This is a genomic window from Actinomadura graeca (assembly GCF_019175365.1).
Classification (GTDB): Bacteria; Actinomycetota; Actinomycetes; order Streptosporangiales; family Streptosporangiaceae; genus Spirillospora; species Spirillospora graeca.
Genome location: NZ_CP059572.1, coordinates 325,392 through 339,220, shown reverse-complemented (window position 1 = coordinate 339,220; position 13,829 = coordinate 325,392). Strand labels below are relative to the sequence as shown.

The window sequence follows — 13,829 nt, the reverse complement described above, 5'->3', positions numbered from 1 at the left end:
AGCGGAGGTCAGCACCGGCCCTGAGCTCTGGTTACTTCAGGGGATCAGCGTCGGGGACGGTCATTTCAGGCCGTCGTCCACCGCCTTGGTCAAGACGCCGGGGTCGCCCGACATCTCCCAGATCATGGCGCCGAGCAGGCCCTTGCTCTTCAGCCACGCCATCTTCTTGCCGATCGACCAGGCGTCGTCGAAGGTCCACCACTGGCCGTTGTTGCCGGTGTAGCAGGTCGTGGCGACCGCCTGTTCGTCATGGTTGATCGTGCAGTTCGGCACGCTGGCGAGCAGGTTGCTGTACCCGCGTGTCCCGGCCTCCTCCGGGAACTGGCCGGGGGCCGCGCCCTTGGCGTCCTGCCAGTCGCCCTTCTTGCCGCCGTCGGTCACGTTCTGCCAGCCGCGGCCGTAATAGGCGAGCCCGACGGTGATCTTGCGTGGGTTCACCCCGGCGTCCAGGTAGGCCTTCACCGCGTTCTCGACGCTGAAGTGGAACGGGTACGGGTCGTCGGTGTCGGTGTAGAGGTTGCCCTGGTGACCGGTCCGGTTCGGCTCCCAGGAGTTGTCGCTGCCCGCGCCGTGGAAGTCATAGCCCTGGACGTTGAACATGTCCATGGACTTGGCGACCTCGGCGAGCTCCCAGCCGGCCTCGATCTTCGCGGGGTCGGCGGGGGTGAACGCGGACAGCTCGTAGCGCTTGCCGGTGGACTTGGTCATCTCGTCCAGCTGGCGGCGGAACTCGGCGATCAGCAGCGTGTTGTTCTTCTTGTCGTCCTTGCCGATGTGGTTCCCGGCGTGGCCCTCGGCGCCCGGCCACTCCCAGTCCAGGTCGATGCCGTCGAAGATCCCGGCGGCCGTGCCCGGCCCGCCCGCGCCGTTGTAGACCGGCAGGTTGCCCTTGATGTAGATGTCCAGGCAGGACGCGACGAACTTCTTGCGGCTGGCGTCGGTGGCCGCGACGTCGGAGAAGTACTTGGAGTACGTCCAGCCGCCGATCGACATCAGGATCTTCAGCTTCGGGTACTTGGCCTTGAGCTTCTTCAGCTGGTTGTAGTTGCCGCGCAGCTTCTCGTAGCCGGTGTCGGCCTGACCGTCCACCGACTGGGCGGCGGCGAACGGACGGCTGTAGTCGGCCTCGGCGTCGCCCGCGCCGTCACCCTGGCTCGGGTCCTGCGGGTCGGCCGTGGTGCCCTTGGTGACGCCGTGCAGGCACGTCAGGTTCTTGGGGTCGATGTTGCCGAAGGCGTAGAGGATGTGGGTCAGCTTGGCGGCGTTGCCGGTCGTGTCGAGGTTCTTCACGAAGTACTGGCGGCCGTAGATGCCCCACTGGACGAAGTAGCCGACGCGGGCGTACCCGTTGGCGACCACGTCGTCGGTGGTGACCTTCACCGGCGCACTGGCGGCCGAGACGTTGTCGTAGATGTCGCGGGCCTGGACGGTGAAGGAGTAGGCGGTGGAGGGGGACAGCCCCGCCACGGTCGCCGTCGTCCCGGCCGCCGTCGTGGCGACCTTCCCGTCCACCAGCACGTCGTAGTTGGCCACGCCCGACTTGTCGGTCGAGGCGGTCCACGCGAGCTTGACGCTGGCCGAGTCCTTGCCGGTGCTGCGCAGCCCGCCCGGGACCGACGGCGCCTCGGTGTCGTCGGCCGGGTTGTTGGTCTTGACCGAGAGCGGCTCGCTGGCGGGCGACAGCCCGCCCTTGCGGTCCCTGGCCTTGACCGTGAACGAGTAGTCGGTGTTGGGCGTCAGGCCCGTGACGGTGGCGCTGGTCTCGGGCACCGTCGTGGCCAGCGTCGAGCCGTTGTACACCTCGTACGCGGTGATCGGCAGGCTGCCCTGCTTGGCGGCGTCCCACGTCAGCGAGATGGTCTTGGTCGTCTTCACCGGGGACTTCAGGCCGCCCGGCGCGCTCGGCGCGGTGTCGGCGGAGCCGTCACAGTTGACGTCGTTGACGCGGCAGCTCGACGGCTGCGCACCCGACTGGCTCACGGTGAACGTCGGGCTGTAGGGCTCGGTGTTGCGGCCCGCGCCGACCGTGGCATTGAAATAGGCGGGGCTCAACGTCACCGTGCGGCCGCTCTGGGCGATCGAGCCGTTGTCGGCGTTGCTGGCGTTGACGCCCGCGGGAAGCTCGAACACCACCGACCACGTGCTGATCGTCGCCGAGGTGTTGTTGGCGATGATGAACTTGGCGCGGGTCCCTTCGATCGAATAGGTCGCGGTGACGCCGTCCGCGGACGACGGCGCCTGACCGGTCTGGCGGTTGGCCGCACGCGCCGGCGCGGTGGCCAGCGCGGCGATGACGACGAGGGTGAGCAAAGCACTGATCAATCGGCGCATGCCTACACCTACCTCTGGGATGGATTGTGCTGGGAGCGGGGGCCGAGGATCGTCAGCATCCGCGTGATCTGCGCCGACCGGGAGCGGTCGACGTTCTCGGCCAGCCGACGGGTCCACGCGTCCTGGCCGCCGCCTGCCTCCATCCGCGCCATCTGGACGGCGTCGTCCTGATGGGCGATCAGGAGGTTGAGGAAAGCGCGTTCGAACCGGTCGGCGGGGGTCCGGTCCAGCGCGTCCAGCTCGGCCTGGGCGGTCACGGGCATCCCGCCGTGCGCGGCGTGCGCGTGCGCCGGGGCGGCCGGCGGACGGTGCCACGTCCGCAGGCGGGCCGCCATGTCCGAGACCTCCCTGAGCTGCGTGCTCTCGATGGCCGCGGCGAGCGTCGCGACCTCGGGCCGGACGGGACGCCCGCGGGCCAGCCGCACCAGGCGCACACCCTGCCCCTGGTGCGGGACCATCATCTGCAGGAACATCACGTCCGTGGCGTTGAACCCGCGCCCGCCGCGCTCGGCGGCGGAGCCGGGCGGCGGGCCGCCGGACGCCCCGCACTGGACGACCAGCAGCAGGACGCCCGCGGCGAGCAGGGCCAATGCGCCGTACTTCATCGCGCCGCGCTCAGGCCGTCCGCCAGAGGGCGGCGGTCGACGCCGGCTCCCAGCCGGAGATCGCGGTGTGCGGCTGCAGGCACTCGTACGTCACGCCGCCGTAGGTCACCTTGTCGCCCGCGCTGTAGGCCGTCCCGGTCGTCCACGTGCCGCTCGCCGGCGGGGTGGTGGGCGGCGGCGACGCCGGCGGGGCGGTGGGCGGGGCCGTCGGCGGGGTGGTCGGCGGGGTGGGGGTGCCGGTGCCGCCGAAGTCCACGTCCGAGCAGGTGTAGAACGCCTCGTTGCTGCCCATGACCCGCTGCCAGATCGAGTAGATCAGGTGCCGGCCGGTCCGCTGCGGCAGGTTCAGCGTCCACTTGGTGAACGTCGTCGGGTTCTGCTTGGTGAAGGTCTGCAGGTGCACCAGGTCCGCCCAGCGCAGCGGCTGCGTGGGGTCCCACCCGTCACGGGTGATGTAGTACTCGAAGTCGCTCGCCGCGTGCGGGGCCGTCGCGTGGTAGGTGATCGTCAGGGGGCCCGGCGTGACCTGCTTGGCGGGCCAGTCGGCGCGCTGCAGGTCCAGGCCGCGGTACTTGGCCCGCCCCGCGCTGCACAGCTGGCCGTCCGGGATGAGCTCCCGGTGCCGGCCGCCGGCGTCCAGGATCGACACCCCGTTCCAGTCGTAGAACGCCTGCGTGCCGGCGACCGCGATGGCCGCCTTGCACGCCTCGGAGCTGGGCTTCTCCGGCCCCTCCTCCTTGCAGACGTAGACGCGGCTCGGCGGGTCGGACATCGAGCCGTGCGCGCTGGCGGGCGCGGCGGGGGCCAGCACCGCGACCGCGGACGCGGCGGGCACGGCCGCCGCCGCGACGGCGACCTTCGCTCGTGGTGATCGCATGGGCTTCCTTCCGGTGGGGGTGGGACGCTCCGCCGTGCCCCTCGGCGGGCTCACGGCAGCGCCTTGAGGAACGGCTCGTGGGCCTTCATGAACTCCCAGTTGAAGTAGCGGTCCCAGTTGATGGACCAGGTCATCAGGCCGCGCAGCGCCGGGGACGTCCCGCCGCGCAGCGTGTACGACCCGCATCCCTGCCCCTTGGCCAGGCAGGTGACCGCCTGCTGCACCTGCGCCGGCGAGGTGTGCCCGTTGCCCGCGCTGACCGCGGCGGGCACCCCGAAGGCGATCTGGTCGGGACGCAGCCCCGGGAACGTGTGGCCGGTGTTGGCGACCGGGAAACCGGCCTTCACCATGTCGGTCATCGCGATGTGGAACTCGGCGCCGCCCATCGTGTGGTACACGCCGTCCAGCCCCATCACCGGGCCGGAGTTGTAGTCCTGCACGTGCAGCACCGTCAGCGCGTCGCGCATCGCGTGGATCACCGGCAGGTAGGAGCCGGTGCGGTTGTCCGCGCCGCCGTTGCCGCCGTAGAACTGGTGGCCGACCTGCACGAAGAACGTCTCCGGCGCCATCGTCAGGACGAACTTCTCCCCGTACTTGGCCTTGAGCGTCTTCAACGCCGAGATCAGGTTGACGATCACCGGGGTGGTGGGGTTGCGGAAGTCGGTGTCGCCGGAGTTCAGGTACAGCGAGTGGCCCTCGAAGTCGACGTCCAGGCCGTCCAGGCCGTACCGGTCGATGATCTCCCCCACCGACCGGACGAACGCGTCCCGCGCGCCCGCCGTGGTGAGCTGCACCTGCCCGTTCTGCCCGCCGATCGAGATCAGCACCTTCTTGCCCTGCGCCTGCTTCGCGCGGATCGCCGCGATGAAGTCGGCGTCGCTCTCCACGTTCGGGCACTCGCTCACCGGGCACCGGTTGAAGCGGATGTCTCCGGAGGTCACCGACGTCGGCTCGCCGAACGACAGGTTGATGACGTCCCACGCCGCCGGGACGTCGGCCATCTTGATGTAGCCCGAGCCGTTGGCGAAGCTGGCGTGCAGGTACCCGATCAGCGCGTGCTTGGGCAGCCCGGGGTCGGCGCAGCCGCCGGTGGTGCCGCTGACGGGATCGGATTTCGCCGACTCGCCCGCGTCGTTGTACGCCGCGACGGTGTAGCCGTGGGTGGAGCACTTCCGCAGCCCGCTCAGCGTGGCCGCGGTCCCGGTGACGGCCGCCCGCACCTCCTGGCCCTCGTACACGCGGTAGCCGGCCGCTCCGCCGGGCGCCGCCGCCCACGACAGGGAGATCGAGTCGTCGGTGACCGTCCCCAGCTTCGGCGTGTCGGGACGGCCCGGGACACCGGGCTGGGAACCGCCGGGTCCGTCCAGCTCAACGTCGTCGGCGTGGTACGTTCCGGCGCCGAACCACCCGTGCAGGAAGATCTGCGCCGAGGTCTGCCCCGCCCCCGTCGTGAACGACACCGACAGCCTGCTGTAGGCGGGCGACGAGGGCGTCCAGGTGGAGGCGCCGCCGGTCACGCCCAGATACACGTACGTGCCGCGCACCCAGGCCGACAGGGTGTACGCCGTGTTCGGCCGGACCCCGACCGTCTGCGTGCACTGCCCGTTATCGCCCGCGCCGACGGCACCGGCCAGGGCGTACGAGCCCGTCCGCACCGGCGTGCCGACCACCGACCCGCCGCCCGAGCAGGACCAGCCGCTCAGCGTCCCGCTCTCGAACCCGGCGTTGGACAGCACGTTCTCCGCGTTCGCGGGGCCGCCGGCCCCGACCAGCATCCCGGCGGCCAGGACCGCCAGGACCCAGATCTTCCTCATGTCGGCCCCTCTACGGCAGGGTGTTCAGGTGCGGGCGGATGGTCCTGGCGAACCCGTTGCCGTTGGTGACGTCCCAGTTGATCGACCAGGTCATCGCACCGCGGATGTCGGGGTAGGTGCGCGCCGGCTTGTACGAGCCGCACCCGGTGCCCTTGGCCAGGCAGTCCAGCGCGTTGTTGACCATCGCCGGCTGGACGACGCCGCCGCCCGCCGCGCCCGCGCCGGCCGGCAGGCCCAGCGCGACCTGGTCGGGCCGCAGCCCGTTCTCCAGCTGGATGCACGCCAGTCCGGTCATGAAGTCGACCGTGCCCTGCGAGTAGACCTTCTGGTCGCAGCCGAGCATCGCGCCGGAGTTGTAGTACTGCATGTGGACGACGGTGAGGATGTCCTTGATCTTCAGCGCGAGCTGGAAGTAGGAGCCGCCCGTGGACTGCATGTCGATGGTCTGCGGCGCCATCGTGATGATCAGGTCGGCGTCGGCCTTGGACCGCAGGTCGCGCAGCGCCTGCCCCATGTAGGTCGGGTTGAGGCCGTTCTCCAGGTCGATGTCGACGCCGTCGAAGCCGTACTGGGTCATCAGCGCGTGCACCGACGTGGCGAACGCGGTCGCCGAGGAGCCGCTGGAGACCTGGATGGAGCCCTTCTCGCCGCCGACCGACAGGATGACCTTCTTGCCCTTGGCGTGCAGCGCCGCCACGTCGGCCTTGAACTGCTCGTTGGTGTACCCGCCGAGGGACTTCGACAGCCCGGGGTCGACCGCGAAGGAGACCTCGCCGGCCCGGGAGGTCGCCTCGCCGAACGCCACCGCGACCAGGTCGTAGTCGTTCGGGACGTCCGCGAGCTTCAGCTCCCGCGCCGGGTTGTCGAAGTTGTGCCAGTACCCGGTGAGGAAGTGCTTGGGCAGCGGCCCGGCCGCGCAGCCGCCGGTCGTCCCGGTGACGGCGGTGCTGGCCGCCGACTCGGCGTCCTCGCCGTAGGACCTGACGGTGTAGCTGTGGGTGGAGCACTTCTCCAGCCCGCCGAGCGTCGCGGTGGTGCCGGTGACGGTCGCCCGCAGGTCGGTGCCCTCGTACACGCGGTAGCCGGACGGCGTCCCGCTGCCCGCCGACCAGGTCAGGGTGAGGGAGGTGTCCGTCCGGCCCGTCACGCTCGGCGCGCCGGGGGCGCCCAGGCCGCCGGGCTCATCCGGGCCGCCCGCGCAGGGCCGCCCGTTGAACTTGCAGTTCTCGGGGGCTCCCGGCCCGGTGCCGGTGAACCCGAACGTCACCGCCTTGCCGGGTGCGAGCGAGGCGTTGTACTCGCGGTTGCGGAAGGTGTGGTGGGAGCCGTCCTTGGTGAGCAGGGCGTCCCAGTACGCGCCGACGTTCGTGCCGGACGGGAGGTCGAACTCGACCGTCCACCCGTCGACCGCCGAGCCGGTGGCGTTGGCGAGGGTGAACCTGCCCTCCCACCCGGCTCCCCAGTCGGCGGACTTGGCGAACGTAGCGGTGGGCGTGTCCGCGCGCGCGCCGAGCGGCAGCAGCAGGACGATCAGCAGGGCGGCGAGGACGCTGAGAACGGTGCGGGGACGCAACACTCACTCCATGGCACGGTAGGGAAGCTGGCGGAATTCCCCCGAACCCCGAGTCAGGCGCGAAATGAACAGTAAGGTTTCCTATAAATTTGAGAGCACGTTAACCAGCGGCTCCGCGCCCGGCAAGACCCCTGGCCCTTCCATTGGACCGCCCTCCGGCAACCACCGCAGGTGGCACGCCGAACCAGCCCCGCCGCGCGGGAATCTTGGCACGATTGACCAAGAAATCCGTGCCACGACGGCACATCAGACCCAACCGGGCCCCGCCTCCCCGCCCTCACCAGCACCGACGCCGCGCCGCGGGGAGCGGCGGCTCACGCGTACTCCGCCGTCCCCTCCGCGCCCTGTCACCGTCCCCGCGCCAGGGCAGGAGCAGCGACGTCGCGATGAGGAGGATCCCCGCCACCGCGATCGCGATCCGGGGGGAGGTGACCGCGGCGAGCAGGCCCCACAGGACCGTGGCCGCGGCGATGGCCGCGCGGGTGCTGACGGTCCAGGCGGTCAGGACGCGGGCCAGCCGCCCGTCGTCGGTGCGCCGCAGCCGTTCGGTGGCGTACACCGGGTTGAACACCCCGACGCAGGTGATCATGCCCATCTCGACCGCCATGATGAGCAGCAGCGCCGGCAGGCCCGTCGCCGGGATCGACAGGCCGACGAGCCAGAGCGCCCTGGCGACGCCGAAGCCGAGCAGGATCCCGCGCGTCCCGAACCGCCGGACGAGCCGCCGCGACGCGCGGGCGCCCGCGATGCCGCCCAGGCACGGCACACCGAACGCCAGCCCGTACTGCAACGGGGAGAAGCCGAGGTCGCCGAGCATCCGGTAGGTCAGCAGCGGCGCCGTCGCCATGATGAGCGCGGACACGAGGACGGTGTTGGCGAACAGCAGGCGCAGGGTCGCGTCCGCGGCTATCGCGCGCCATCCCTCCCCGATCCCGGCGTCCCGCGGCCCCCGGACGGGCGGCGGCGGCTCGGGCGCCCGGATCGCGCGTATCCCCCACGCGGACAGCACGTAGCTCACCGCGTCCAGGCACACCGTGACCACCGGCCCGAGCAGCCCGATCAGCGCGCCTCCCGCCGGAGGGCCCACGGCCGTCGACATCCAGGCGACGGTCTCGAACCGGCCGTTGGCGTCCATCAGGCGCCGCCGCGGGACGAGCCCCTTGAGATGCGCGCCGCTGGCACCTCTGAAGACGACGTCGGCGACGGCCACCACCATCGCGGCGAGCAGCAGGTGCGCGAAGGTCAGCCCGTCCAGCGCATAGGCCACGGGAACCGTCAGCAGCGCGGCGAACCGCACGAGGTCGGCCCGCACCATGAGCCGCCGCTTGGGCTGGAACTCCACCCACGGGCCCAGCGGGACGGCGAGCAGCGCCCCGACGGCCCCGCTCGCCGCGATCATCGACACCTGCGCCGCCCCCACGTGCAGGAGGAGGATCGCGATCAGGGGGAACGCGTCCAGGGCCAGCCAGGTCCCCAGCGTGCTGGCGGCGTAGGCCCGCCACAGCCGCGTGAAGTCCCGTCCCAGGCGGTCGTCCTCGCGCCGTCCCGCTCCAGCGCCGCCGCCGTCCGCCGCGATCGGCGACGGCCCGGCTCGATCCCGACCGGCCATCGCGGACGATCATAGGCGCGCCCGGGCTCACGGCGTCAGGCGGGCCGCCGGCCAGGCCGGCGCCGGAGACCGGCGGCGCGCCCGCAAGGACACACGGGACCGGAAGCCGTCCCACCAGCGGAAGATGCCGCCGTCATAGTCGCGCAGGTGACGGGCGGCGTGCGGGAAGTGCGGGAGGCACCGGGCCTCCGACCCCGCGCCGCCCGAGTGGCCGGCGAACACGCCGGACAGGTCCGGCCGCAGCATCGAGATGATCGCGGCGACGGTCAGGGCCGCCGAGAGGCCGCCTCCAGGTCGAAGCGCCAGTCGTTGGAGCGGAGCAGGCGGCCGGGCGGATACTCGAAGTCGCATTCCCCGAGGAGTATGAACCCGGCCTTGCGGCAGACGCCGTTGGACGCATGATGGTCCACCGACGGGAACGCGTGCAGGTGGCGGCGCCGGCCGTGGTCCCTTGCGGCGCCGAGGACCTCGCGCACGGCGGCGACCGCGACGCCCCGCCCCTGGAACTCCGGCAGCACGCTCCAGCCGCTCTCGTAGACCGGTTCGTCCCGCCACACCCGCGACCAGAAGCCGACCGTCCCGGCGGCCTCGCCGTCGGCGACGATCCGGTACATCCGCCCACCGATCTCGTCCGGGCGCAGGTACCGCGCGTGCCGGACGCGCACCTGCTCCTCGGTCTCGGGCCCGCCGAGGTGCTCCTTCATCTCCGGGACGTTCACGCGGCGCAGCAAGCCGAAATCGTCCTCGGACCAGGGCAGGATCCGCACACTCGTCATGGTCGGGCCTCCGCGATATCCGTCGCGCCACTGATCAGGCAGGCCGCGCATCGTAGCGCCTCCCGCAGCTCACCAGATTCAGGCGTCCTCGGGTCGGCTCTTTTCCGCCCCCTCGCCGCAGGCCAGTCCATCGAAGACGATTCCGAGCGCGCGGGCCCGGACCTGTTCGTCGAGGTGAAGGTGGGCGGCGGCGCGGGAGACGCCGACGAGGAGCGCGTAGACCTCCTCAAGGCGGGCGTCCGCGCGGACCGCTCCGGCCTCCTGGGCGCGCGCGAGCAGGACGCCGAAGGCCGCACGCAGGTCGAGCGGCCTGTGGTCCGCCTTGTCGCGGGCGTCACCGCCGGCGTCGGTGAACGCCTCGATGATGGCGAGCTTGCCCGCGGCGTCGTCCACGAGATGGCGGAAGAAGCCGAAGAAGGCGCGGCCGGGATCCGCCGAACCGGCCAGGTCGTCGGCCTGCCCGCAGAGACGGTCGAAGTGCTTGACCAGGACCGCCTCCAGCAGCGCCCGCTTGGTGGGGTAATGCCGGAAGACGGTGGCGATGCCGACCCCGGCGAGCCGTGCGACCTCCTCGGTCGAGGCCGCCGAGCCGCCCCGGCCGAACACCTCCTCCGCCACCTCCAGGATCCGGGCCCGGTTGCCGCGGGCGTCGGCGCGTGTGGGTTCCATTGACATCCGAAGTCTCCACTTCGTATATTCGGAGTCTCCACTTCGGTAGCCTACCGTGTCGTCAGGAGGCGTCATGCCGCCCACCCCCCGCGAGGTGTTCCTCCAGCTCGTCTGGGGCGTCTCAGAAGGCCGCTGGGACGAGCTGCCCGAGCTGTACGCGGAGCAGACCCGCGTCGAGCACCCGTTCTCCCCGCTCGGGGACAAGCCGCTGCGCAACCGCGAGGAACTGCGCAAGCACTTCTCCGCCGGGAGGCTCCTGCCGCCCCTCCACCAGGAGCCGGCCGACATCACCGTGCACGAGACCACGGATCCCGAGGTGATCATCGCCGAGTTCGCCTACCGGGGGACGGTCGAGAACGGCGAGCCGTTCCGGGTCCCCTGCATCTTCGTGCTCCGCGTCCGGGACGGGAAGATCATCGCCTCCCGCGACTACATCGACCACATCTCCTCGGCCCGCCGCCGCGGGCTCCTCGACGAGCTCATCGAGGCCATCCGGGCGTGACCGGCCTCCGCCGGGCCGGGCGGCGCTCCGGCCACCGCGCTCACGAGGGACCCGCATCGGCGCGGGAGACCACGTCCTCGGACATCAGGACACGGATGTCGCGGCCGTCGGCCGTGAGGATCTTGGTGTAGGGGCTCTGCACGTTCATCACGTAGCCGGTCACGCTTCCGCCGCCGCGCAGGCCGATGCGCTCCTCGGGGACCCACACCGTGTCGGTGAGCCCGCCCAGCGCCAGGAACGCGAGCCAGCCGACGACGCCCATGTGGGCGTAGACCTTGTACAGATACGGCCTGAGCGGGCCGTGGCGCCACATCACCGTGAAGACCGCCGTGCTGCTCCCCAGGACGACCAGCAGTGTGGGCCACGCGCGCAGCGTGATCAGGGCCGCCGCGAACACCCCGGCGAGGACGGCCATGAAGACCGCTTGGTGAGGTTTCCAATCGCCGTCCCTGAGATGGCGGACGTGCCGGGCGACGGCGAGCGGGAGCACCAGGGCGAGCAGCACGCCCGTCAGCGTCCCGGCGCCGAGGAAGGTGCCGACCACGACACCGATCACGTCGTCGAAGTTGATCGAGTCGGAGAGCGAGAACGCCACCTGCCAGTCGTAGTGGGCGACCGCGAGCAGGCGCAGCAGCAGGAAGAGCATCCCGCCCAGTCCCACGGCGTTCACTCCGGTCGCCCTGGATGCCACGCCCCTGCCCTCCGCCGCAACCGTCACGCCGATCATCTCCGAGCGAGTCCCACCGGGCCGCCAACGCACCGCCCACGCTCGGGAAAGCCGGGCAGGTCGCTCCCGCCAACCGGGCGGTCATCGCCCTCCGGTGCGTTCGCCTGGATGCGGGACGAGGCCGTCGAGCATCAGGCCGAGGGTGAAGTCGAACCGCTGGTGTCCGCTGCCGGAGGTCAGCTCGGCGGCGTGGCGCCGGGTGTGGGGGAAGCGGTCGGAGGGCAGGGAGCCCAGACGATCGAGGAGTTCGTCGCGGCCGAGGACCCACTCCTGGTCCTGGTCGGCCTGCCGCGCGCGGACCATGGAGATCTCCAGGGTGTAGGCCGCGACATAGAGCGACAGGGAGTCCAGGGCCCATGCGGCGGTGTGGGGCTCCACTCCGCCCGCGAGCAGGATCGCCAGGATCGCCTCGCTCACCCGAAGCGTCTCCAGGTTGGTGGGGACGGTGGCCAGCGCGGCGCGGGAGATGCCCGGATAGCGCAGGTACTGGTCGCGTATCTGGGTGTAGACCTCCACGACCTGTTCCCGCCACCGGGCCGGATCGGGCTCGGGCAGGACGAGCTCGGAGCTGAGCCGTCCGATGATCAGGTCGTCGATGTCGGCCTTGTTGACCACGTGCGCGTACAGCGAGGACGGGCTGGTGCCGAGCTCGCCGGTGATGGCCCGGACCGTCAGCGCGTCATAGCCCTGGACCGCCACGACGCGCAGCGCGGCGTCGACGATGCGGTCGACGGTGAGGGGTTCGCGGCGCACCGGGGCCGGGGCCGCGGCGGTGTCCGCCTGCAGGTGCCGGGCCGCCCGGCGTGCTCTCGGATCTTGGGCCATGGCCCCATCCTACCCTTTGACAAGAACTAAGTTCGCCGGATAGAACTAAGTTTATGAGCACTGAACAAAGTTCTCCCCCGGTGCGGTCCCCCGCCGCGCGGTCGCCGGTCCTGCCGCTGCGCCGCGCCTGGCTCGTCCTCGCGGTCGTCTTCGTCGCCGACGTGATGGACGTGCTGGACTCGACCGTCGCCAACCTCGCCGGCCCCTCGATCCAGGGCGATCTGGGCGGCAGCGGCACCACCGTCCAGTGGGTGCTGGCCGCCTACACCGCGGCGTTCGCCATCGGCCTGGTCGTCTCCGGCCGGCTGGGCGACCTGATCGGCCGCCGCCGCCTGTTCCTGCTCGGCATGGCCGGCTTCACCCTGGCCTCGCTGGCCTGCGGCCTCGCGCCCGGTGTCGGATTCCTGATCGGCGCCCGCGCGCTGCAGGGCCTGTGCGGATCGGTGATGATCCCGCAGGGCTTCGCCCTGGTGAAGATCGTCTTTCCGCCCGAGCACCTGCGCCGGGCGCTCATCCCCTTCGGCCCGATGATGGGCCTGGCCACCGTGGCCGGGCCGATCCTGGCCGGCTGGCTGCTGCACCTGGACCTGTTCGGCGGACAGTGGCGCCCGATCTTCCTGATCAACGTCCCGATCGGGGTCGCCGCCTGGATCCTCGGCCGGTGCTTCCTGCCCCGCGACGCCGGCGAGAACCCCTCCGCCCGCCTGGACCCGCGCGGCGTCGCCCTGCTCACGCTGGCCTCGGCCCTGCTGATCATCCCCCTGGTCCAGGGCCGCGAGCTCGGCTGGCCGGCCTGGACGTTCGCGATGATGGGCGCCTCGGTCCCGGCGCTCGTGCTGTTCGCCGTCTCCGAGCGCCGTGCCGCCCACCCCGTCATCACGCCGTCGCTGCTGCGCAAGCGCAGCTTCATCGTGGGCCTGGTGATCGTCTGCGGCTTCTACTCCGCGCTCACGGGATTCCAGCTCGCCCTCAGCCTGATGCTCCAGCTAGGCGCGCACTGGACACCTCTGCACACCGGCCTCACCCTGATCCCGTGGGCCCTGGGCAGCGCCGTCGCCGTCGGCCTCGCCGGGGCCTTCCTCGCCCGGCGGCTCGGCCGCGCCACCCTCCGGCTCGGCCTCGGCATCGCCGCCGCGGGGCTGATCGCGCTGTGGTGGACCGTCGCCCGCGGCCAGGACACCCTGAGCTCCTGGACCCTCGCGCCCGCGCTGCTGATCACCGGATTCGGCTCCGGGCTGGTGTTCATCCCCGTCTTCGACCACGTCCTCGGCGACGCCACGGCCGACGAGGTCGGAACCGGATCCGGGATGCTCAACGCCGCCCAGCAGTTCGCCAGCGCCATCGGCGCCGCCGCCCTCGGCACCGCCTTCTTCGCCCGGGCGGGACATGGGGGCCTCTTCGACGCCGGCGGACTCGTCATGGCGGTCGCCGCCGCGCTCTACCTGGCCACCTTCCTCCTGGTGGGCCTGCTGCCCAAGCACGCCCAGCAGGCACACGGCTGACCCGTGACCGTCGAGCCGC

General features: G+C 71.5%; 13 protein-coding genes. 2 read left to right on the top strand and 11 right to left on the bottom strand.

Annotated elements, in window-relative coordinates:
- Positions 1 to 60 precede the first annotated feature (60 nt).
- From AGRA3207_RS01740 to AGRA3207_RS01700, 9 genes are all read right to left on the bottom strand, one after another.
- On the bottom strand, positions 61 to 2,331 hold the full coding sequence (locus AGRA3207_RS01740; protein WP_231332789.1) for a glycosyl hydrolase family 18 protein: 2,271 nt from the start codon (positions 2,329 to 2,331) through the stop codon (positions 61 to 63).
- An 8-nt stretch (positions 2,332 to 2,339) separates the two neighbouring features.
- Entirely contained in the window at positions 2,340 to 2,936 is a 597-nt protein-coding gene (locus AGRA3207_RS01735) for a DUF305 domain-containing protein (protein WP_231332788.1), read from the bottom strand.
- Positions 2,937 to 2,946: 10 nt separating this feature from the next.
- Complete coding sequence (locus AGRA3207_RS01730) at positions 2,947 to 3,813, bottom strand: lytic polysaccharide monooxygenase auxiliary activity family 9 protein (RefSeq protein WP_231332787.1); 867 nt, start codon at positions 3,811 to 3,813, stop codon at positions 2,947 to 2,949.
- Between the two features lie 50 nt (positions 3,814 to 3,863).
- Positions 3,864 to 5,627, bottom strand: coding sequence for a chitinase (locus AGRA3207_RS01725; RefSeq protein ID WP_231332786.1), 1,764 nt, complete (start codon positions 5,625 to 5,627; stop codon positions 3,864 to 3,866).
- Between the two features lie 10 nt (positions 5,628 to 5,637).
- Positions 5,638 to 7,203 (bottom strand): chitinase, encoded by a 1,566-nt coding sequence (locus AGRA3207_RS01720; RefSeq protein WP_420830854.1) that lies wholly within the window; start codon positions 7,201 to 7,203, stop codon positions 5,638 to 5,640.
- 274 nt (positions 7,204 to 7,477) lie between these two features.
- Positions 7,478 to 8,809 (bottom strand): MFS transporter, encoded by a 1,332-nt coding sequence (locus AGRA3207_RS01715; protein ID WP_231332784.1) that lies wholly within the window; start codon positions 8,807 to 8,809, stop codon positions 7,478 to 7,480.
- 27 nt (positions 8,810 to 8,836) lie between these two features.
- Positions 8,837 to 9,055, bottom strand: a complete 219-nt coding sequence (locus AGRA3207_RS01710) for a hypothetical protein (protein ID WP_231332783.1) — start codon at positions 9,053 to 9,055, stop codon at positions 8,837 to 8,839.
- Between the two features lie 20 nt (positions 9,056 to 9,075).
- Complete coding sequence (locus AGRA3207_RS01705) at positions 9,076 to 9,585, bottom strand: GNAT family N-acetyltransferase (protein ID WP_231332782.1); 510 nt, start codon at positions 9,583 to 9,585, stop codon at positions 9,076 to 9,078.
- 78 nt (positions 9,586 to 9,663) lie between these two features.
- Complete coding sequence (locus AGRA3207_RS01700; protein WP_231332781.1) at positions 9,664 to 10,260, bottom strand: TetR/AcrR family transcriptional regulator; 597 nt, start codon at positions 10,258 to 10,260, stop codon at positions 9,664 to 9,666.
- A gap of 67 nt (positions 10,261 to 10,327) precedes the next feature.
- Here AGRA3207_RS01700 and AGRA3207_RS01695 point away from each other — a divergent pair, with 67 nt between their 5' ends.
- Positions 10,328 to 10,756 carry a nuclear transport factor 2 family protein gene (locus AGRA3207_RS01695; RefSeq protein ID WP_231332780.1) on the top strand — a complete coding sequence of 143 codons (429 nt, stop codon included), beginning with the start codon at positions 10,328 to 10,330 and terminating at the stop codon, positions 10,754 to 10,756.
- A 40-nt stretch (positions 10,757 to 10,796) separates the two neighbouring features.
- On the opposite strand, the gene AGRA3207_RS01690 is transcribed toward AGRA3207_RS01695, so the two are convergent.
- Positions 10,797 to 11,447, bottom strand: coding sequence for a hypothetical protein (locus tag AGRA3207_RS01690; RefSeq protein WP_231332779.1), 651 nt, complete (start codon positions 11,445 to 11,447; stop codon positions 10,797 to 10,799).
- 117 nt (positions 11,448 to 11,564) lie between these two features.
- Entirely contained in the window at positions 11,565 to 12,308 is a 744-nt protein-coding gene (locus tag AGRA3207_RS01685) for a TetR/AcrR family transcriptional regulator (RefSeq protein WP_231332778.1), read from the bottom strand.
- A gap of 53 nt (positions 12,309 to 12,361) precedes the next feature.
- Between AGRA3207_RS01685 and AGRA3207_RS01680 the strand changes: the two genes are divergently transcribed.
- Positions 12,362 to 13,810 carry a DHA2 family efflux MFS transporter permease subunit gene (locus AGRA3207_RS01680; RefSeq protein ID WP_231332777.1) on the top strand — a complete coding sequence of 483 codons (1,449 nt, stop codon included), beginning with the start codon at positions 12,362 to 12,364 and terminating at the stop codon, positions 13,808 to 13,810.
- Positions 13,811 to 13,829 lie beyond the last annotated feature (19 nt).

Excerpts from the sequence above, each read along its gene's own strand:
- AGRA3207_RS01740 (WP_231332789.1), bottom strand. The coding sequence starts at position 2,331 with ATGCGCCGATTGATCAGTGCTTTGCTCACCCTCGTCGTCATCGCCGCG.
- AGRA3207_RS01735 (WP_231332788.1), bottom strand. The coding sequence starts at position 2,936 with ATGAAGTACGGCGCATTGGCCCTGCTCGCCGCGGGCGTCCTGCTGCTG.
- AGRA3207_RS01730 (WP_231332787.1), bottom strand. The coding sequence starts at position 3,813 with ATGCGATCACCACGAGCGAAGGTCGCCGTCGCGGCGGCGGCCGTGCCC.
- AGRA3207_RS01725 (WP_231332786.1), bottom strand. The coding sequence starts at position 5,627 with ATGAGGAAGATCTGGGTCCTGGCGGTCCTGGCCGCCGGGATGCTGGTC.
- AGRA3207_RS01715 (WP_231332784.1), bottom strand. The coding sequence starts at position 8,809 with ATGGCCGGTCGGGATCGAGCCGGGCCGTCGCCGATCGCGGCGGACGGC.
- AGRA3207_RS01710 (WP_231332783.1), bottom strand. The coding sequence starts at position 9,055 with ATGCTGCGGCCGGACCTGTCCGGCGTGTTCGCCGGCCACTCGGGCGGC.
- AGRA3207_RS01705 (WP_231332782.1), bottom strand. The coding sequence starts at position 9,585 with ATGACGAGTGTGCGGATCCTGCCCTGGTCCGAGGACGATTTCGGCTTG.
- AGRA3207_RS01700 (WP_231332781.1), bottom strand. The coding sequence starts at position 10,260 with ATGTCAATGGAACCCACACGCGCCGACGCCCGCGGCAACCGGGCCCGG.
- AGRA3207_RS01695 (WP_231332780.1), top strand. The coding sequence starts at position 10,328 with ATGCCGCCCACCCCCCGCGAGGTGTTCCTCCAGCTCGTCTGGGGCGTC.
- AGRA3207_RS01685 (WP_231332778.1), bottom strand. The coding sequence starts at position 12,308 with ATGGCCCAAGATCCGAGAGCACGCCGGGCGGCCCGGCACCTGCAGGCG.
- AGRA3207_RS01680 (WP_231332777.1), top strand. The coding sequence starts at position 12,362 with ATGAGCACTGAACAAAGTTCTCCCCCGGTGCGGTCCCCCGCCGCGCGG.